Annotated in this window: 12 protein-coding genes; 8 read left to right on the top strand and 4 right to left on the bottom strand. The window is 68.2% G+C overall.

Annotated elements, in window-relative coordinates:
• Positions 1-83: 83 nt before the first annotated feature.
• Together Verru16B_RS01980 and Verru16B_RS01985 are read left to right on the top strand one after the other, a co-directional pair.
• Positions 84-2546: a circularly permuted type 2 ATP-grasp protein gene (locus tag Verru16B_RS01980; protein WP_069960719.1), complete on the top strand. Its 2463-nt coding sequence runs from the start codon at positions 84-86 to the stop codon at positions 2544-2546.
• A gap of 33 nt (positions 2547-2579) precedes the next feature.
• The gene (locus Verru16B_RS01985; RefSeq protein ID WP_069960720.1) at positions 2580-3458 is read left to right on the top strand and encodes a transglutaminase family protein; all 879 of its coding nucleotides are present in this window, start codon (positions 2580-2582) and stop codon (positions 3456-3458) included.
• Between the two features lie 98 nt (positions 3459-3556).
• Here the strand turns inward: Verru16B_RS01985 and Verru16B_RS01990 are convergent, their stop codons facing one another.
• From Verru16B_RS01990 to Verru16B_RS02000, 3 genes are all read right to left on the bottom strand, one after another.
• The gene (locus Verru16B_RS01990) at positions 3557-3964 is read right to left on the bottom strand and encodes an SRPBCC family protein (RefSeq protein WP_069960721.1); all 408 of its coding nucleotides are present in this window, start codon (positions 3962-3964) and stop codon (positions 3557-3559) included.
• Positions 3965-3976: 12 nt separating this feature from the next.
• The gene (locus tag Verru16B_RS01995) at positions 3977-4348 is read right to left on the bottom strand and encodes a VOC family protein (RefSeq protein WP_069960722.1); all 372 of its coding nucleotides are present in this window, start codon (positions 4346-4348) and stop codon (positions 3977-3979) included.
• 192 nt (positions 4349-4540) lie between these two features.
• The gene (locus tag Verru16B_RS02000; protein WP_069960723.1) at positions 4541-5491 is read right to left on the bottom strand and encodes a helix-turn-helix transcriptional regulator; all 951 of its coding nucleotides are present in this window, start codon (positions 5489-5491) and stop codon (positions 4541-4543) included.
• Positions 5492-5581: 90 nt separating this feature from the next.
• Between Verru16B_RS02000 and Verru16B_RS02005 the strand changes: the two genes are divergently transcribed.
• From Verru16B_RS02005 to Verru16B_RS02025, 5 genes are all read left to right on the top strand, one after another.
• Entirely contained in the window at positions 5582-6373 is a 792-nt protein-coding gene (locus tag Verru16B_RS02005) for a DUF2238 domain-containing protein (protein ID WP_083270034.1), read from the top strand.
• A gap of 110 nt (positions 6374-6483) precedes the next feature.
• Complete coding sequence (locus Verru16B_RS02010; protein ID WP_069963554.1) at positions 6484-7236, top strand: ABC transporter ATP-binding protein; 753 nt, start codon at positions 6484-6486, stop codon at positions 7234-7236.
• Between the two features lie 92 nt (positions 7237-7328).
• Entirely contained in the window at positions 7329-9695 is a 2367-nt protein-coding gene (locus Verru16B_RS02015) for an ABC transporter permease (RefSeq protein ID WP_069960724.1), read from the top strand.
• Between the two features lie 116 nt (positions 9696-9811).
• The gene (locus Verru16B_RS02020; RefSeq protein ID WP_069960725.1) at positions 9812-10984 is read left to right on the top strand and encodes an efflux RND transporter periplasmic adaptor subunit; all 1173 of its coding nucleotides are present in this window, start codon (positions 9812-9814) and stop codon (positions 10982-10984) included.
• 345 nt (positions 10985-11329) lie between these two features.
• Positions 11330-13126 carry a M2 family metallopeptidase gene (locus Verru16B_RS02025; RefSeq protein WP_069960726.1) on the top strand — a complete coding sequence of 599 codons (1797 nt, stop codon included), beginning with the start codon at positions 11330-11332 and terminating at the stop codon, positions 13124-13126.
• A 122-nt stretch (positions 13127-13248) separates the two neighbouring features.
• Here Verru16B_RS02025 and Verru16B_RS02030 read toward each other — a convergent pair whose 3' ends face one another.
• The gene (locus Verru16B_RS02030) at positions 13249-16248 is read right to left on the bottom strand and encodes a CHASE domain-containing protein (protein ID WP_169829267.1); all 3000 of its coding nucleotides are present in this window, start codon (positions 16246-16248) and stop codon (positions 13249-13251) included.
• A 370-nt stretch (positions 16249-16618) separates the two neighbouring features.
• Here Verru16B_RS02030 and Verru16B_RS02035 point away from each other — a divergent pair, with 370 nt between their 5' ends.
• Positions 16619-18478, top strand: a complete 1860-nt coding sequence (locus tag Verru16B_RS02035) for a 2-oxoacid:acceptor oxidoreductase subunit alpha (protein ID WP_069960728.1) — start codon at positions 16619-16621, stop codon at positions 18476-18478.
• Positions 18479-18521: the final 43 nt, after the last annotated feature.

The following is an 18521-nucleotide window of genomic DNA, read 5'->3' on the forward strand; positions in this document are numbered from 1 at the left end:
AAGCCCTATAGGACCTATAAGGTGCCAGCCCCACCACCCCACCCCGCGCTTGCCACCCCGCGCCGCTTCCGAAAGCTTTTGCCATGCCCGCGCCCGCCTCCAGCGCCCGTTCCGTCCTGCACGGTTATGCCCCCAAGGGCAGCCGGTACGACGAATGCGTTGATGCGGCCGGCCACCTGCGCCCGGCCTGGGCGCAGTTTTTCAGCCACCTCTCCGGCAACCCCACCGCCGCCCTCCAGGCCGCCCATGAGGCCGGCCACCGCGCCATCGTCGAGCAGGACGTGAACATGAACGTCTACCGCGGCGAACGCGCGGGCAGCCAGCTCTGGCCCCTCGACGTGCTCCCGCTGCTCATCGGCGCCGGCGAGTGGGAAACCCTCACCCGCGGCCTCCGCCAGCGCGCCCACCTCTTCAACGAACTGCTGCTCGATCTCTACGGCGACCAGAAGCTCCTCCGCGGCGGCCTCATCCCGCCCGCCGTGGCGATGCACAACCCGCACTTCCTCCGTCCCTGCGTCGGCCTCGGTCGCGGCTCGCCGACCTACCTCCACACCCTCGCCGTCGACGTCGCCCGCTCCTCCGACGGCCGCTGGTGGGTGATTGAGGACCGCCTCGACGCGCCCTCCGGCCTCGGCTACTCGCTGCAGAACCGCATCATCACGCGCCAGGCCCTGGCCGACGTCTTCCACCGCGCGCCCGTCCAGCGGCTCTACCGCTTCTTCCACGACTACCGCCAGTCCCTCGAGCACCTCGCCCCCCAGAGCGCCGACCCGCGCATCGTCCTCCTCTCGCCCGGCCCGGCCAACGAGACATACTTCGAGCAGGCCTACCTCTCCAGCTACCTCGGCTACACGCTGGTCGAGGGCGAGGACCTCACCACCCGCAACCGCAAGGTCTACCTCCGTACCGTCGGCGGCCTGCAGCAGGTCGACGTCGTGTTGCGCCGCCTCGACTCCGAGTTCTGCGACCCGCTCGAGCTCGACCCTCATTCCCTGCTCGGCGTCCCCGGCCTCATCCACGCCGCCCACCACCGCAACGTCGCGCTGGCCAACCAGCCCGGCTGCCGCGCCCTCGAGACCCCCGCGCTGCTGGGTTTCCTCGCACCGCTGTGCCGCCACGTCCTCGGCGAGGAACTGCAGCTCCCCAACGCCGCCACCTGGTGGTGCGGCCAGGACAAGCCCCGCGACTACGTCCTCAACCACCTCGCCGACCTCGTCGTCAAACCCACTTTCCGCACCCGCGACTCCGCCCCGCCCCGCTACGGCGCGTGGATGGGCAAGTCCGCCCGCGCCACGCTGGCCGACGAGATCCGCGCCAACCCCGCCGGCTGGTGCGCCCAGGAACGCGTCTTCCACAGCACCACCCCAGGCTGGCACGAGGGCGCCCTCCGCCCGATGCCGTTCATCACCCGCCTCTATGTTTCGTGGCACGACGGCGACTACACCGTGATGCCCGGCGGCCTCACCCGCTGCAACCCGCGCGGCGAGGACATGATCGTCTCCCTCCAGCAGGGCAGCGTGAGCAAGGACACCTGGATCCTCCACGAGGGCCTGCCGCACGACCCGCCGATTTTGCTCAGCCCGCGCCCGACGGAGACACTGCGCCACCCCGCGACCACCCCGAGCCGCACCGCCAACAACTTTTTCTGGCTCGGCCGCTACCTCGAGCGCGCCGGCGCCCTCGCCCGCCGCCTGGAAAAGATCGACGCTCTCCTCCACGACGAGATCGCCCTCCTCGACCCGGCCGTGCCCCGCGACACGCTCGCCCTCATCTTCCGCATGCAGGACCTGCCGGCGGCCGGCGACGGCCGCCCGCTCGACCAACTCGCGACCGCCGCCCGCCAGGCCGCCGACGACCCGAACCGGCCCTCCAGCCTCGCCGCCACCGTCGCCAACCTCGTGCGCCTGCTGGAGACCCTCAAGGTCCGCCTGCCCCACGAGGCCTGGCAGATGATCCGCCACCTGCGCCAGCGCCGCAAGGCGGGCGACACCGTCGCCTGCGCCTGGCTCCGGCAGCACCTCACGGCCCTTGAGGGCCTCACCCTCGAGTCCATGCCGCACGACACCGGCTGGCACTTCCTCCAGCTCGGCCGCCGCCTCGAGCGTTCCCGCCAACTGCTCGACCTGCTGCAGGCCCTGCTCCCCGTCGCCGCCGACAAGACCCCGACCGAGTTCCGCCTGCAGACCCTGCTGCACCTCGCCGACGCCCTCTTCACCTACCGTCACGCCTACCACGGCGCCGTGGACTCCGCGGCCGTCATCGACTGGCTGGTCGTCTCCCCCGACAACCCGCGCAGCCTCCGCTATCAGGCCGACGAGATCAACCGCCACCTCGGCGTCCTGCCCACCGATCTCGCCCCGCGCAGCGTCGCCGCCCTGCGCCTCCAGTCGATGCGCGTGCTCGGCCAGGTCCGCCTCAACGATGCCGCCCACCTCGCCGCCCACCCGGACGAGGCCCTGCAGCTCTTCCGCGAGCAACAGTCGCACCTCGCCACCGTGAGCGACGAGCTGAGCCACATCTACTTCTCCCACGCGGAGAGCCGGTGATGCCGACAAGCCACCCGCACGCCTGAAGGCCCCATGCCTGAATACCGCATCACGCACCAGACCGTCTACCAGCACGGCGCCCCGGCCGGCGCGGCCTGGCAGACGCTCCAGCTCCAGCCGCGGCAGGAGCCGGCGCAGGAGTGCCTCGACTTCCAGCTGGAGCTGCACCCCGCCGCGCCCGACCTCTCGACGCGCACGGACTTCTTCGGCAACACCCGGCACTTCTTCGCCGTGCGCGAGCCGCACCGCGAACTCTCGATCACCAGCCACGCCACGGTGCGCCGCGAGGCTCCCGCCCTGCCCCTGCCCGGCCTCAGCCCTTCGCTGAGCGAGACGCGCGACCGCACCCGCCAGTCCATCCAGTCCGGCGAGGGATTTCTGCTCGAGCAATACCTCTGCGCCACGCCGCAGGTGCCGTTGCTGCCCGCCACCGCGTCGCTGGCCGACGGCCTCGACCCGAACCTGCCCGTGCTGGCGTGGCTCGAGCAGTTGGGCCGGCGCTTCGATGAGGCCTTCACCTTCGATCCCACCGCGACCACCGTCAGCACCCCTCTCGCTGACGTTTGGGCGAGCAAGCGCGGCGTCTGCCAGGATTTCACGCACGTCCTGCTGAGCTGCCTGCGCCAGCACGGCCTGCCTGCGGCCTATGTCAGCGGTTACCTGCTGACCCAGCCGCCCCCCGGCCAGCCGCGCCTGCGCGGGGCCGACGCCATGCATGCGTGGGCCTCGATCCACGTGCCCGAGCTCGGCTGGGTGGACTACGATCCCACCAACACCTGCTTCGCCGCCGACGGCCACATCGTCGTCGCCCGCGGGCGCGACTACTCCGACGTCAGCCCCACGCACGGTTATTTCACCGGCAGCTATTCCCCGCGCCTCCGCGTCGCCGTGACGGTCGAGCCGGTGGCCTGATTTGCATGTTGTAGGGCGGCATCTCCGAATGCCGCCTCAAACGCGACATCATGATCGCACGAAGGCGGGATTTGGAAATCCCGCCCTACATCAATCGCTCACGCCACCGCCAGCTCCGGATGCAGCTGCGCTGGCAATTCCCGCAGGCCCGTCAGCAGCGCCTCGAACAACCTTTCATAATGCTCGTCCGTCAGGCCCGCGGTTTGCCGGCACGCGGCATGGACCAGCGCGCCGCCCTCGCCATCCGAGCGCACGCGCAGCGGGATCACGAGGCTCCAGCCCGAGACATGGCGCAGGCTGAGGTCGATCACGCCGGCGATGTCGTCGACCTTGGTCTCGACCGCCAGCTCGCCCAGCGCGGTGTAGGCCCACCAGCCCTCGCGGTGCAGCTCGACCCACTCGCACAGGCCGCCGGTCCAGGCGGGCAGGTTCTCGATGTCGGCCAGAAAATTGAATGCCGTCGCGCGCGGCGCGGCCAGGGTGAGGGTCAGGAGGCGGGTTTGCATGGGGGCGTTGGGTCAGGCCTTGCGGCGGTGGAAAATCAGGGAGTTGCCGTCTGGATCGGCCACGATCGCCATCTCGCAGACGCCGGTGTCCATCGGCTCAATGATGAACTTCACCCCGCCCGCGCGCAGCACTGTCATGGCGGCGGCGAAGTCCGCGACTTCAAACGCCAGCGCCGGGCCGTCGGGCGAGGGCTTCCACTTGTCGGCCGACATGTTGGAGATACCGAGCGTGCCGGCGCCGATGTCGTATTCGATCCACTGCTTGCCCTCGTGATCGAAGACCGTGGCGACCTGCAGTCCAAGCAGCCCCTCGTAGAAACCGCGGGCGCGCGACATGTCGGTGACGGGGTATCCGGTGTAAGCGATGGCGGTGATCTTCATCATGCCGCCATCCTACCACCCCGCCCTGACAGCCCTATGTCAGGAGCCGGAAACCAATCCCTTTTCCGCGGATTTCACGGATGCGACGGATCCAATTCCCCCAGCTCTTCATCCTGAGCAAAGCGAAGGATGACAGGTTGCTTGGATTGTATCCGCGTCCATCCGCGCCATCCGCGGAAACCTGCCTTGGCTCTTTTACCCGTGCTTCGCCGCCACTTTCTCCGCGGCGCTGCGGACCAGCGTCCGCAGCTTCTTCGGCGCCATCGCCTCGGCCCGGTCACCAAAGGACAGCAACCACTGCGCGGTCCACTCGAGGGAATAGGAATACAGCGTGAACTCCGCGCCGCCGTCGCGCTTCTCCTCCTCGATGAGGGTGGCGTAGCTTTCCCGCTGCGCCCGCTCCTGCGCGTGCTGGTGGAACCAGACGCGCACCGGCTCGGTGGCCCCGGCCCCGCGGTCGCGCTCCATGTGCTCCGCCAGCGAGAAATCATCGCGCGGCGTGAACACCACCGGCAGCAGCTCCAACCGCCGGATGCGGTCCACCCGGAAATGACGGATGCCCGTGCGGAGCCGGCACCACGCCACCAGGTACCACGCGCCGCCGTAAAACACCACGCCCAACGGCTCGACGTCGCGCTGCGTCTCCTCCTCCCGGTCGAGCCCGCGGTAGGCCATCCGCAGCACCCGCCGGAGGACGACGCCCTGCTGCACCGTCACCATCCAGCGCTGCCCGGCGATGTCGGGCGCGGCGCGCCCCACCCGGCCGCGCACGATCGTGCGGCTGACGAGCTTCGCCACATGGTCCTGCTTGTCGCGCGGCAACACCGCCCGGAGCTTGTCGAGCGCCGAAGCCATCGGGCCGTGCAGCGATGCGTCGGTAAACTGTTTCACCATCTCGCCGCCCACGAAGAGGGCCGAGGCCTCCTCGGCCGTGAACATGACGGGCGGCAGCTGGTAACCCTTCATCAGGCAGTACCCCACGCCGGCCTCGCCGCTGATCGGCACCCCGCCCTCGCCCAGGGCCGCGATGTCGCGGTAGATCGTGCGCTCGGTCACCTCGAAGTGCGCCGCCATCTCCGAGGCGCGCACGACCCGCCTGCCTTGCAGGAACAACACCATCGCCACGAGCCGGTCGGTCCGATTCATGTCGCCAGCACAAGCGGACACCCGGACCGCGGCGAGTTTTTCCTGCAAATTCCGGTAACCCCGACCCACCGGCCCCTGTCAGCAACCGGGATGAAACCCACCCCGCGCCTCCTCCGGGCCCGCCAGCGCGTGAACACCCTTGTGGCCGCGCTCCGCTCCGTGCCCCACGGCCGCTATGTGCTGGGTCTGGCGGCCCTGCTCGGGCTGGTACTGCTGGCCTCCGCGTGGGGTGCCCGGGCGACGGGTACCTGGTTGCTGGAAAACACCCCGGTCGCCCTGGGCCTCCTCTTCCTCTGGACCACCTACCGGCTCATGCCGCTCTCGCGGGTGAGCTACACCCTGGTCTTCCTATTCCTGGCCCTGCATGAAATCGGCGCACACTGGACCTACGCCCATGTCCCCTACGATGAGTGGTGGCACACCGTCTTTGCCACCACCCTGAACACCCAGCTGGGTTTCGAGCGCAACCACTTCGACCGGCTCGTGCATTTTTCCTACGGCCTCCTGATCGCCTATCCCATCCGCGAGATCTTCCTCCGGCTCGTCAAGGTGGACGGCTTCTGGGGCTACTTCCTGCCCCTGGACGTCACCCTCAGCACCTCGGCTTTCTACGAGCTCCTCGAGTGGATCACGGCCGCGGTCGTCGGCAGCGACGCCAGCAACGACTTCCTCGGCTCGCAGGGCGACATCTGGGACGCCCAGAAGGACATGGCCATGGCCGGCCTCGGGGCGGTGTTCGCCATGACCCTCAGCGCGCTCATCGCCTGGCGCTACGACCGCGACTTCGCGCGGGAGTTTGGCGAGAGCCTCAAGCTCAAGCGCACCGCCCCGCTCGGCGAGGAGGAGATCGCCCGCATCCAGCTGGGCCGGCCGCCGGATTAGCAACCCGCCTACTCGGTCCCATCATCCACGCTCCCACCGGGCCGGGCGCCGGGCTTTTGGTTGCACGCCGGGGCGACCCGGGTAGCGTGCCGCTCCACCCTCCCTCCGCCGTGAATCCCGTCCACGCCCCTGGTTCCCGAGCCTCGACCGCCCCCGGCGGTCGCCCCGTCTTCCACGTGCGCGGCCTCACCAAAATCTACGGCGAGGGCACCGCGCAGGTCCGGGCCCTGGACGGGGTCGACCTCGATCTGGCGGAGGGCGAGCTGGTCGTGCTGCTGGGCCCCTCCGGCTCGGGCAAGACCACCCTGCTCAACCAGCTCGGCGGCCTCGACATCCCGACGGCCGGCACCCTGCGTTACCGCGACACCGACCTCACCCACGCCAACGAGGAACAGCTCACGCTCTACCGCCGCCAGTCGGTCGGATTCATCTTCCAGTTCTACAATCTCATCCCGAGCCTCACCGCCCGCGAGAACGTCGGCCTGATCACCGAGATCGCGAGCAACCCGCTGGCCCCCGAGGCCGCGCTGGAGATGGTTGGCCTCGGCGCGCGCCTCGACCACTTCCCCGCCCAGCTCTCCGGCGGCGAACAGCAACGCGTGGCCATCGCCCGCGCCATCGCCAAGCGCCCCGAGGTGCTCCTCTGCGACGAACCCACCGGCGCCCTCGACGTGAAGACCGGCATCGTCGTCCTCGAGGCCCTCGAGCGCGCCAACCGCGAGCTCGGCACCCTCACCGTCATCATCACCCACAACGCCGTCATGGCCGACATGGCCGACCGCGTCATCCGCTTCATGGACGGCAAAGTCCTCTCAGAGCACCGCAACGCCACGCGCGCGGCCCCGGCCACGCTGCGCTGGTAGCCAACAATTATGAAGTAAGAATTAAGAAGGAAGAAACCAAACCACTCCGCAGTCCTATTTCTTACTTCCTCCTTCTTACTTCTTCCTTTCCCGTGCTTCCCCACCTCGACCGCAAGCTCCTCCGCGACCTCAAGCGCCTCAAGGGCCAGGTCGCCGCGGTCTCGATCGTGATGGCCTGCGGCCTGGCGATGATGATCACTACGCGCAGCCTCATCGCCTCCCTCGACGGCACGCGGGCCGATTACTACGAGAGCAACCGCTTCGCCGACGTCTTCGGCTCGGTCAAGCGCGCGCCCAACCACCTCGCCGCCCGCCTCGCCGCCCTGCCGGGGGTCGCCGGCGTGCAAACCGACATCGCCGGCCAGGTGACCCTCGACCTGCCCGGCGTCGACGAGCCCGCCAGCGGCCTCGTGCGCTCCCTCCCCGACTTCGGCGAACCCGAGCTCAACCGTCCCTACCTGCGTCGCGGCCGCTGGCTCTCGGCCGGCTCCCGCCGCGAGCTGCTCGTCGGCGAGGCCTTCGCCGAGGCGAACCAGCTGAACCCCGGCGACACCCTCGCCCTCATCATGAACGGCCGGCGCCAGGACTTCCGCGTCGCGGGCATCGTCCTCTCGCCCGAATACATCTTCGAGTCGCGCCCCGGCGCGGCCCTGCCCGACAACCGGACCTACGGCATTTTCTGGATGACCTACAAGGAGGTCGCCACCGCCTGGGACCTCTACGGCGCGTTCAATTCCTTCTCCCTGAAACTCGCCCCCGGGGCGGAGGTCGCCCCCGTGCTCGCCGCCGCCGATGAGCTGCTGAAACCCTACGGCGGCGCCGGCACCTACGGCCGCAAGGACCACCCCTCCCACATCCGCGTCACCGATGAGATCCGCGTGCTCACAACCCTCTCCATCGGGTTCCCCGCGATCTTCCTCGGCGTGGCCGCGTTCATGACCAACGCCGTGCTCTCGCGCCTCCTCGCCCTCCAGCGCGAACAGATCGCCATCCTCAAGGCCTTCGGGTTCAGCAACGGCCAGATCGTCGGTCATTATTTGAAATTCGCCGGCGTGATCGGGCTCGTGGGCATCGGGCTCGGCGGCTTGGGCGGCCTCCTCCTCGGCCGGTGGATGGTGCGGCTCTACGACCTCTTCTTCCGCTTCCCCGAGCTGGCCTTCCGCCTCGACCACCAGGCCGTCGTGCTGGCCTTCGGCGTCGGCCTGCTCGCCGTGGTGGCCGGCGTGCTCGGCTCCGTCCGCCGCGCCGCCCGCCTGCCCCCCGCCGAGGCCATGCGCCCCGAGCCCCCCGCCAGCTTCCGCCCCTCCTTCATCGAGCACCCCTCGCTCGCACGCCTGTTCTCCCACTCCTTCCGCATCGCCGTGCGCAATCTCGAGCGCCGGCCCGTGCAGGCGCTGTTCACCATCGCCGGCCTCGCCCTCGCCACCGCCCTCCTGATCCTGCCCAACACCCTCAAGGCCGGCATCGCCAACATCCTCGATTACCAGTGGGACCTCGTGCAGCGGCAGGACATCAACCTCGGTTTCTCCGAGCCCGCCGCAATCCGCACCCTCCACGAGCTGGAGCGCCTGCCCGGCGTGATGCACGTCGAGCCTGCGCGCTCCACCGCGGTCAAAATCCACTTCCAGGGCCGCGACCGCCAGATCGGCCTGCGCAGCCTCGACCCCGGCTCCGCCCACAGCCGGGCCGTCGACCACGACGGCCGCGAGATCACCCCGGGCACGGAAGGCCTCATCGTGTCCGCCAAGCTCGCCGAGGTGCTCGGCGCCCGCATCGGCGACGAACTCGTCCTCGAGGCCCTGATGGGCAAGCGCACCGTGCAGCCCGTGCGCCTCGCCGGCCTGGCCGACGACTTCACCGGCATCGCCGCCTACATGGACCGGCGGGCCATCAATCGCTTCATGGGCGAGGGCGACATCATCACCGGGGCCAGCTTCACCCTCGACATGGCCCGGCGCGCGGAATTCCTCGCCGCCGTCAAGGAGGTGCCGCGCATCAGCTGGATCGCGATCAAGGAAACCATGCGCGCCAGCTTCCGCCAGACCACCGCCCAGATGATGGGCATGCTCACCACGATGTATCTGGGCATGGCCGTGGTCGTGGCCTTCGGCGTGATCTACAACAACGCCCGCATTTCCCTCGCGGAGCGCGCCCGCGAGCTGGCCACGCTGCGGGTCATCGGCATGACCCAGCGCGAGGTCGGCGCCGTCATCGTGACCGAGCTCACCCTCCTCGCTCTCCTGGCCGTGCCCACCGGCCTATTGCTCGGTACCGGCATTGCCGCCGCCATCATCGCCTCCGTCAACACCGAGACCGTCCGCCTGCCGCTGGTGTTTACCCCCTACACCTACACCTTCGCCCTGATCGTCGTCGCCGCCGCCTCGACCGTCTCGGCGATGGTCGTCCTCCGCAAACTAAAGCACCTCGACCTCATCGGCGCCCTGAAGGCCCCGGAGTGAGCCCATGCGGAAACCGCTAATTGACGCTAATGAACGCTCATCCCTATCCTTCGCACCGCAGGCCGCTTCTTCCATTAGCGGGAATTAGCGTCAATTAGCGGTAACTGCCTTTCCTCATGGCCACTCCTTCCAAATCCAAACCCACCCGCTGGATTCCCTACATTCTCGGCGCCGGGCTAGTCGTCCTCATCGTCATCGGCCTGCGCCCGCAGCCCGTGACTGTCGAGACCGCCCGGGTCGTCACCGGGCCGCTGCGCGCCACCGTCAGCGAGGAGGGCAAGACCCGCATCAAGCAGCGTTACGTCGTCGCCGCGCCGGTGAGCGGCCAGCTCCGTCGCATCGCCTTCAAGCCCGGGGCCGAGGTCGAGGCCGGCGTCACCATCGTGGCCGTGATCGACCCGCTCCCGGCCTCGCCGCTCGACGAGCGCAACCGCGCCCTCGCGGAGGCCCGCCGCGACTCCACCGCCGCCGTGCTGGAACGAAGCCGCACCTCCCAAGAGCTCGCCCGCAAGGAGCTCGGCCGCATCGAGCAGATGTTCAACGCCGGCACCATTTCGCCGCAGGAACTCGAAAGCGCCAAGATGCGCGAGAACATCGCCGCCCGCGACGTCGCCTCCGCCGAGGGCGCCCTGAAACAGGTCGAGGCCGAGCTGGCCGTCACCGGCACCGCCGGCGCCTCCGCGTCCGCCCCGGTCGAGGTCCGCGCCAACGCCACCGGCCGCGTTCTGCATGTCTTCCAGGAAAGCGCCCGCGCCGTCATGCAGGGCACGCCCCTGCTGGAGATCGGCGACCCGTCCGACCTCGAGGTCATCGTCGAGATGCTCTCGCGCGACGGCGCCGCCATCGCCGCCGGCGCGCCGGTGGCGCTCGAGCAATGGGGCGGCCCCGCCGCGCTCGAGGGCCGCGTGCGCCTCGTCGAGCCCGCCGCCTTCACCAAGTATTCCGCCCTCGGCGTCGAGGAACAACGCGTGAACGTCGTCGTCGACATCACCAGCCCGCGCGAAACGTGGCGCTCGCTGGGCGACAACTTCCGCGTCGAGGCCCGCGTGATCACCTGGGAAAGCGACCGCGCCCTCAAGGTGCCGGTGTCCGGGATCTTCCGCTCCGGCCGCGACTGGGCCGCCTTCGTCGTGCGCGGCGGCGCCGCGAAACTCGTCCCCGTCCAGGCCGGCAAATCCAGCGGCGCCGAGATCCAGGTGACCGAGGGCCTCCAGGAAGGCGACGAGGTCATCCTCTACCCCGGCGACCGCATCAAGGACGGCCAGCGCGTGAAGCCCGCGAAGGTGTGACGGATCCGGGCTTTTCGCCACGGATCGCACGGAAAGGCACGGATGCCCCTGGAGCCGCGGCGACCCCGCCGCGGGGGATCTCCACCGGAGGAGCAAACCGTCCAAACCAGTTTAGCCGCAAAGAGGCACAAAAATTATCCGTCCTGCAAACTAAGTCCCCCGCGCGCCTGTAGGCGCCTTGTGAACTTCGCCCGCGGCCGGGCTATGCGACTTTTTGCGGCCAGCCCTGCCTTGGGCGTTGGATCAAATGGATCATCCGGATGAAACTGCAGGAAGCAGTCGCAGAAATCAGGGAGCCCGTCGTTCTGGCATTGTCGGGCGCCGGCCTTCGGTTATGACACGGGCATGATTATCCCCCCGTTGTCCCGTGGCGTCCTGCTGGCGGCGCTGTTCACCGCCGCCACCCTCCTCCCCGCCGCTGACCGCAGCCCCGTGCAGGATCGCGCCGACCGCTTCCTCGTCCTCGTCAACGCCTCCTACCAGGCCCTCTCCTACGTCGAGCAGGAGGCCCAGTGGGCCGCGTCCACCGACGTGAGCGACCTGCACGACGCGGCCTACGCCACCGCCAGTAAGGCCAGCGCCGCCTTCATGGGCAACCCCGCCCTCATCAGCGAGACCAAGGCCCTCCTCCTCCAGCGCCACGAGCTCGATGACCTCAGCGTGCGCCAGCTCGAGAAACTCCTGCTCCTCGCCGCCGAGCAGCCCATGACCAACCCGACGCTCACCCAGGCCCGCATCGAGGCCGAGACCAAGCAGGCCTCCACCCTCAACGGCTTCGAATTCCAGCTGAACGGAAAACCGGTCTCGGTGAACGAGATCGACAACCTCCTCCAGTCGAGCACCGACCTCGCCGAGCGCCAGGCCGTGTGGCTTGCCTCCAAGGAATCCGGCCGCGCCCTCAAGGACGGCCTCATCCAGCTCCGCGGCCTGCGCAACGGCGTGGCCCAGGAACTGGGTTACTCCGACTACTTCGCCCTTCAGGTCGCGAGCTACGGCATGACCACCGAGGAGATGGTCAAGCTGAACGACGGTTTCATGGAGGTGCTGCGTCCGCTCTACCTGCAGCTCCACACCTGGGCCAAATACAAGCTGGCCGAAAAATACGGCCAGCCCGTGCCGAAGCGCATCCCCGCGCACTGGATCGCCAACCGCTGGGGCCAGGAGTGGGACGGCCTCGCCGACGGCGCCGACCTCACCGCCTATTTCAAAAAATACACCCCCGAGTGGGTCGCGCGCTCCTCCGAGGAATTCTACGTCGGCCTCGGCTTCCCGGCGCTGCCGAAATCCTTCTGGGAAAAATCCGACCTCTACCCCGTGCCCGCCGGCTCGACCCGCAAGAAGAACACCCACGCCTCGGCCTGGCACCTCGACATCGGCACCGACCTCCGCTCGCTCCAAAGCATCGAGGCCAACCCGTGGTGGTTCACGACCAACCACCACGAATTCGGCCACATCTACTACTTCATGGCCTACACGCGTCCCGAGGTACCGGTGCTGCTGCGTGACGGCGCGAACCCGGCCTTCCATGAGGGCTTCGGCGAACTCACCGCGCTCGCGGCCGGCCAGGTGCCCTACCTGAAATCCCTCGGCGTGCTGCCGGCGGATTTCCAGGCCGACGAGACGGCCTTCCTCCTCGGCAACGCCCTCGCCCCCGGCATCCCCTTCATCTACTGGTCCTCCGGCGTGATGACCCACTGGGAAGCCGACATCTACGCGCACAACCTCCCCGCCGACCAGTGGAATGCCCGCTGGTGGCAATACGTCCGCGACTTCCAAGGCATCGAGCCGCCCGTCGAGCGCGGCGAGGAATGGTGCGACGCGGCGACCAAGACCCACATCAACGACACCCCCGCCTACTACTACACCTACGCCATCGCCCAGGTCTTCAAGCACCAACTCCACGACCACATCGCCCGCAAGATCCTCAAGCAGCCCCCGCAGAACTGCAATTACGCCGGCAACAAGGAAGTCGGCGACTTCCTGCGCGGCGTGATGGAGAAGGGCCAGACCGAGGACTGGCGCAAGGTCCTCAAGGAAGCCACCGGCGAGGATTTTAGCACCCGCGCCATGCTCGACTACTACGCCCCGCTGATGGACTGGCTCGTCGAACAAAACAAAGGCCGCCCGATCGGCTGGGAGTGATCCGGTAGGGGCGGTTGCCCCCAACCGCCCGGGCCAGTCATCTTGTAGGGGCGCACCAAGCGTGCGCCCTCGAACGCGTCATCACGGGCGTAGGGTGCACGCAAGGTGCGCCCCTACACCAATCAACTCCTCCCCCGCACCCGCCCCAGCGCCGCCGCGAGATCCACCGACTTGATCGGCTTGCCGAGATAATCATCCATGCCGGCCGCCAGACACTTCTCGCGGTCGCCCTCCATGGCGTTGGCCGTGAGCGCGATGATCCAGGGCATGGGCCGGCCCGCGATCGGCGTCGCCTTGATGCGGCCCGCCGCCTCCATGCCGTCCATCTCCGGCATCTGCACGTCCATCAGAATGACGTCGTAGGGCTGACGCTCCACCGCCTGCAACACCTCGAGGCCGTTCGCCGCGATGTCAGCACGGTAACCCAGCCGCGCGAGCATGTGCAGCGCAACCTTCTGGTTCACGGTGTTGTCCTCCGCGAGCAGGATGCGCCCCAACCCGGCCGCGGGCACGGCCACGGGAGCAGCCACGACTTCCACTGGCGCCTCGGGTTTCGCGTCGCTGATAATACCGGCCAAGGTGTCGAATAGCTGCGACGGCTTGACCGGCTTGGTGAGACAGGCCGCAAACAGCCCCTGATGCTCCTTCGGCTGCTGCCGCCCGATGGATGAGAATAGCACGAACGGAATTGTCCCGCACCCGGGCAAACCCCGGATCGCCAGTGCTAGCATGATGCCGTCCATGACCGGCATCTGCATGTCGAGGATCGCGAGGTCAAAGCGCTCGCCGCGCCGCAGGATCTCGAGCGCCGCCTCCGGCCCCTCGGCCAGCGTGGTCTGCAGGCCCCACTTGGCCGTGAGGCCGGCGAGGATGCGGCGGTTGGTGGAGTTGTCGTCCACGGCCAGCACGCGCCGCCCGCGCAACTGCACCTGCGCGGGCGCAACGAAGGGCCGGGCCTCCTTGTGCAGCCACTCCGCCCGCAGCGTGAAGAAGAAAGTCGAGCCGCGGCCGGGCTCGCTCTCGACCCACATGCGTCCTCCCATCAGTTCGGCCAGCCGCTTGCTGATGGCGAGGCCCAGGCCCGTGCCGCCGTATTTGCGCGTGGTCGAGGCGTCCACCTGCGTGAAGGAATTGAAGAGCCGCCCTTGCGCCTCAAGCGGAATGCCGATGCCCGTGTCGCGCACGGCAAACACCAGCTCGCGGCGCGGGTCCGGATCACCGGCCACCGGATCCGCCGGACGCACGCTCAGCTCCACCTCGCCGTGCTCGGTGAACTTCAGCGCGTTGCTGATCAGGTTGACGAGGATCTGCCGCAGGCGCGTGACATCGCCGCGCACCTCGGTCGGCACGCCGTCGGCCACGTCGTAAAGCAGGTCCAGCCCCTTCTCGCCCGCCTTGGCCGCGAGCAGGTTGAGCGCGCTCTCCAGGCACTCCCGGACATTGAAGGCCTCGTTCTCCAGGTCGAAGCGCCCGGCCTCGATCTTGGAGAAATCCAGAATGTCGTTGATCAGCGTGAGCAGGCTCTCGCCGCTGTAGCGGATGACCTCGGCAAACTCCTTCTGCTCGGACGTGAGCGGCGTGTCCATCAGCAGCGAGGTCATGCCGATCACGCCGTTCATCGGCGTGCGGATCTCGTGGCTCATCGTCGCGAGGAACTGACTCTTCGCCACGTTGGCCTGCTCGGCGCTCCGCCGGGCCTCCTGCAGTTCCGAGATGTCCGCCAGCACGCCGAACCACACCCGCACGCCGTCCGGCCGGCGGCCGACCGCCGACTGCGCATGGATCCACCGCGCACTGGCATCGGGCCGGACGATGCGGAAACTCAGCTCCCACGGCGCACTGTCCGCGATGGCCTTCTCCAGACTGTTGCGCACCGCACGCCGATCGTCGGGGTGCACGGTCATCAGCAGCACGGCGGAGCGCCGCAGCACCTCCCCCGGCTCCCGGCCGAACAGCGCTCGGTAGCCTGCACTCAAGAAGGAGAACCGGCGCGCGTGTTCCGGCGTGACCTCAAACTGAAAGATCACCCCCGGGGCCTGCGCAGTGAGATCCACGAGGCGCTGCTCGTTGTCCTTGGCCACCTGGGCAAGCCGGCGGGCCTCGGCCTCACTGGCGCGCAGTCCCTCTGTCATCTGGCCGGCGACCGCCAAGGCCCGGCCGCGAGCCGTCATGAGCACCCACACCAGCGCCGCCACCAGGATGCCGAGCACCGAGCCTCCGCCCGCGACGACCCAGGGGACCACGAGGTTGTTGCTGCTCGCGTCGAATTCCGGCGACGTGCTCGTCCATATAGTCCACCGGCGCCCAAGCACGTCGAGCACCCGCGCCTCATTGAAGGACCGCCCGGCGTAGTCATCCGGGCTCACCACCCGGCCCGCTTCGCCCAGCGTCAGGGCGCGGTCGGCGTCGTAGAGCAGCGCGCCCACCGTAGGCTTGTCCCCCTCGAACAGGTCGAAATCCAGCTGCACCGTCGCGGACTCGGTCATGTGCGCCATGAGCCGGTCGATCCGGATCGAGGCATACACCCATCCTTGGAGATGTTGCTCCCTCTCCGCCACCGTCCCGAGCGGGACACCCTTGGCATAGACCGGCAAAAAGAGCAGACACCCGGCGACCTCCCCGCCGTCATAGTTCAGGCGGATCCGGCGCGACAACTCCATCCGCCCGGAAGTCGCCGCCGACTCCGCCGCGGAGCGACGCGTCGTGCCGCTGGCAATATCGATGCCCAGCACGCTGGTGTTCAGCTCCTGCGGCTCAAACGCCACCACCACGTAGGCCCATTCATCCGTGCCGTTTTGGTGCACGCGGAATTCCGGTTCACCTTCCTGCCGGACCCTCGCCTCGAACCCCGCCAGCTGGCTGCGCTTCACCCGCTCGATATAGCCGAGCCCCAGCAACCCCTCGGTAAAGCTGCCCTGCAACGACCGGAAATAGTCCCGCCACTCGCTCGCGATCACCCGATCCGAGGCCGCCGGCAAGGCCCGCGCCCCATTCAGTAACTCCGATACCGTCGAAAACCGGCCCTGGATTGCCGAACCCAGCCGCTCCGTCTGGACCCTGAAGCGCCCCTCGTTCACCCGCAGCGCCTCCTGGTTCAACCGCCAGCCGGTAAAAGTCGACAACCCGACGCAAACCACCAACACCGTCCACGGCAGCAGTTTCTCCAGTCGGTTGGCAGGTGATTGATCCGCGCGCAAGCCCATCACTGGAGTACATTTAACCTCCCTCGTTAGGCGAATTCAATCATTAGCCTCTGATAGTTTTTTCCAACCATCACGCGGCATCGCCTTGCCGGTTTGCTTGCGACGTAGGACCCGACCTTGGCCGCTCCTCCGCTGATTCAGCGGTATCCCACCCCCATTAGACCGACAAATCCACTCTCAACCGGCCTAATGCCTCGGCTAATACGCAGGATTCGCAGACTGTTTGCTTTCCAACCCGTTCTTTACGAAACGCCCGCATAGGCACATAGTGAAAACAATCTACCCCCCTATGGTCAGCCCGAATACCCCCGCGGCGACTGACGCTTCTGCGTCGTCCGCCACCACCATCCCCGACGTTGTCATCCGCCTCGCCGGCAATTCGCAGGACGGCATCCAAGCCGTCGGCGGCTTCCTCGCCCGCCTCGCCGGGCGCTCCGACCAGGAGGTCATGACCTACATGACCATCCCGTCCACCATCTCCGGTGGTCCTTCCATCTTCCAGGTCCGCATGGGCTCCGGCGAGATCCTCTCGTCCGGCGACCGCGCCGACGTGCTCGTGGCCTTCTACCAGCACAGCTACGAAAACCACCGCTCCTCGCTCCGCCCGGGCGGCGTGCTCCTTTACGACAGCGACCACGTGGTCCCCAACCCCGACGACAAGGAGGTCACCGCCGTCGGCGTCCCGATGACCAGCGCCACGGTCGAGGCCGTCGGCGGCTCCTCCAAGGAGAAGGGCAAGAACATCTACGTGCTCGGCCTGATCGCCCGCATGTTCGACCTCGACGTGCCGAAGCTGACCCAGCTCATCCGCGAGCGCTTCACCGGCAAGAACGAGGACATCGTGCGCAATGCCCTCCTCGCCTTCGACGCCGGCTACGCCTACCCCGCCGAGAATCTCCGCTCCTGCCTCTACCGCCTCGAGAAATCCACCGCGCCCGGCGGCCGCCCCCAGGTGACCGGTGACGGCAACACCGTCCTCACCTACGGCCTCCTTGCCGCGGGTGTGCGCTACGGCGCCGGCTACCCCATCACCCCCTGGTCCTCCATCATGGAGACCCTCCGCACCGAGCTGCCGAAATACGGCGGGCTTTTCGTGCAGTGCGAGGACGAGATCGCCGCCGCCTCCACCGCCCTCGGTTTCGCCTACGCCGGCCACCTCTCCATCACCGGCAGCTCCGGCCCCGGACTCTCCCTCAAGATGGAGGCCCTCGGCTGGGCCACCATGGCCGAGATGCCGCTCATCGTCATCAACGTCCAGCGCGGCGGCCCCTCCACCGGCCTGCCCACCAACATCGAGCAGAGCGACCTCCTGCAGGCCATCTACGGCTCGCACGGCGATTGCCCGCGCGTCGTGCTCGCCCCGAAGAATGTCGAGGACTGCTTCCACATCGCTCTCGAGGCCGGCCGCATCGCCCGCGAATTCAGCACCCCGGTTATCATTCTCACCGACCAGGCCATCGCCACTCGCATCGAGGCCTTCGACGAGCCCGACCTGGCCAAGCTCATGGTCGAGGTGAAGCCCGACACCAGCACCCGTGACGCCGCCTTCAAGCCCTACCCGCTTGGCGGCATGACCCGCCACGCGCCCCCGGGCTCCGTGATGGCCTCCGGCAAATACCCGACGGTCACCGGCCTCGAGCACGACGAGCACGGTCACCCCACCGCGAGCCCGGCGTTGCACACCAAGATGACCGAGAAGCGCCGCGAGAAGATCAAGGCGGTCGCGAATTCCCTCCCCGCCCCCGAGCTGGTCGGCGATGAGTCGGGCGAGGTCCTGCTCATCGGCTGGGGCTGCACCTACGGCCCGATCCGCGAGGCCATGGGCCGCCTGCGTCACGCCGGCGTCAAGGCCGCCCACATGCAGATGCGCCACCTGCACCCGCTCGCCCCCGGCCTCGAGGCAACCTTCGCCCGCTACAAGCACGTCCTCGTGGTCGAGATCAACGACGAGGGCCTCTACGGCCACGGCCAGCTCGCCACGCTGCTCCGCGCGCTCACCTGCAACCCGGCGATCACCAGCATCACGAAGACCGACGGCCTCACCTACAAGGTTAGCGAGATCGTCGAGCGCGTCGCCCGGAAGATCGACCTGCCCGACAGCACCATCGGCATGCGCAAGCAGAGCATCCTCGCCGTCACCCCGCGCTGACCGCGCGATTTCAAATCTCGAATTTTAAATCTTTAATTCCCCG

Source organism: Lacunisphaera limnophila, assembly GCF_001746835.1.
Taxonomy (GTDB): domain Bacteria; phylum Verrucomicrobiota; class Verrucomicrobiia; order Opitutales; family Opitutaceae; genus Lacunisphaera; species Lacunisphaera limnophila.

What these genes read in the sequence shown, in the direction of transcription:
- Verru16B_RS01980 (WP_069960719.1), top strand. Translation starts at nt 84, where the DNA reads ATGCCCGCGCCCGCCTCCAGCGCCCGTTCCGTCCTGCACGGTTATGCC.
- Verru16B_RS02000 (WP_069960723.1), bottom strand. Translation starts at nt 5,491, where the DNA reads ATGAATCGGACCGACCGGCTCGTGGCGATGGTGTTGTTCCTGCAAGGC.
- Verru16B_RS01990 (WP_069960721.1), bottom strand. Translation starts at nt 3,964, where the DNA reads ATGCAAACCCGCCTCCTGACCCTCACCCTGGCCGCGCCGCGCGCGACG.
- Verru16B_RS02035 (WP_069960728.1), top strand. Translation starts at nt 16,619, where the DNA reads ATGGTCAGCCCGAATACCCCCGCGGCGACTGACGCTTCTGCGTCGTCC.
- Verru16B_RS01995 (WP_069960722.1), bottom strand. Translation starts at nt 4,348, where the DNA reads ATGATGAAGATCACCGCCATCGCTTACACCGGATACCCCGTCACCGAC.
- Verru16B_RS02005 (WP_083270034.1), top strand. Translation starts at nt 5,582, where the DNA reads ATGAAACCCACCCCGCGCCTCCTCCGGGCCCGCCAGCGCGTGAACACC.
- Verru16B_RS01985 (WP_069960720.1), top strand. Translation starts at nt 2,580, where the DNA reads ATGCCTGAATACCGCATCACGCACCAGACCGTCTACCAGCACGGCGCC.
- Verru16B_RS02020 (WP_069960725.1), top strand. Translation starts at nt 9,812, where the DNA reads ATGGCCACTCCTTCCAAATCCAAACCCACCCGCTGGATTCCCTACATT.
- Verru16B_RS02025 (WP_069960726.1), top strand. Translation starts at nt 11,330, where the DNA reads ATGATTATCCCCCCGTTGTCCCGTGGCGTCCTGCTGGCGGCGCTGTTC.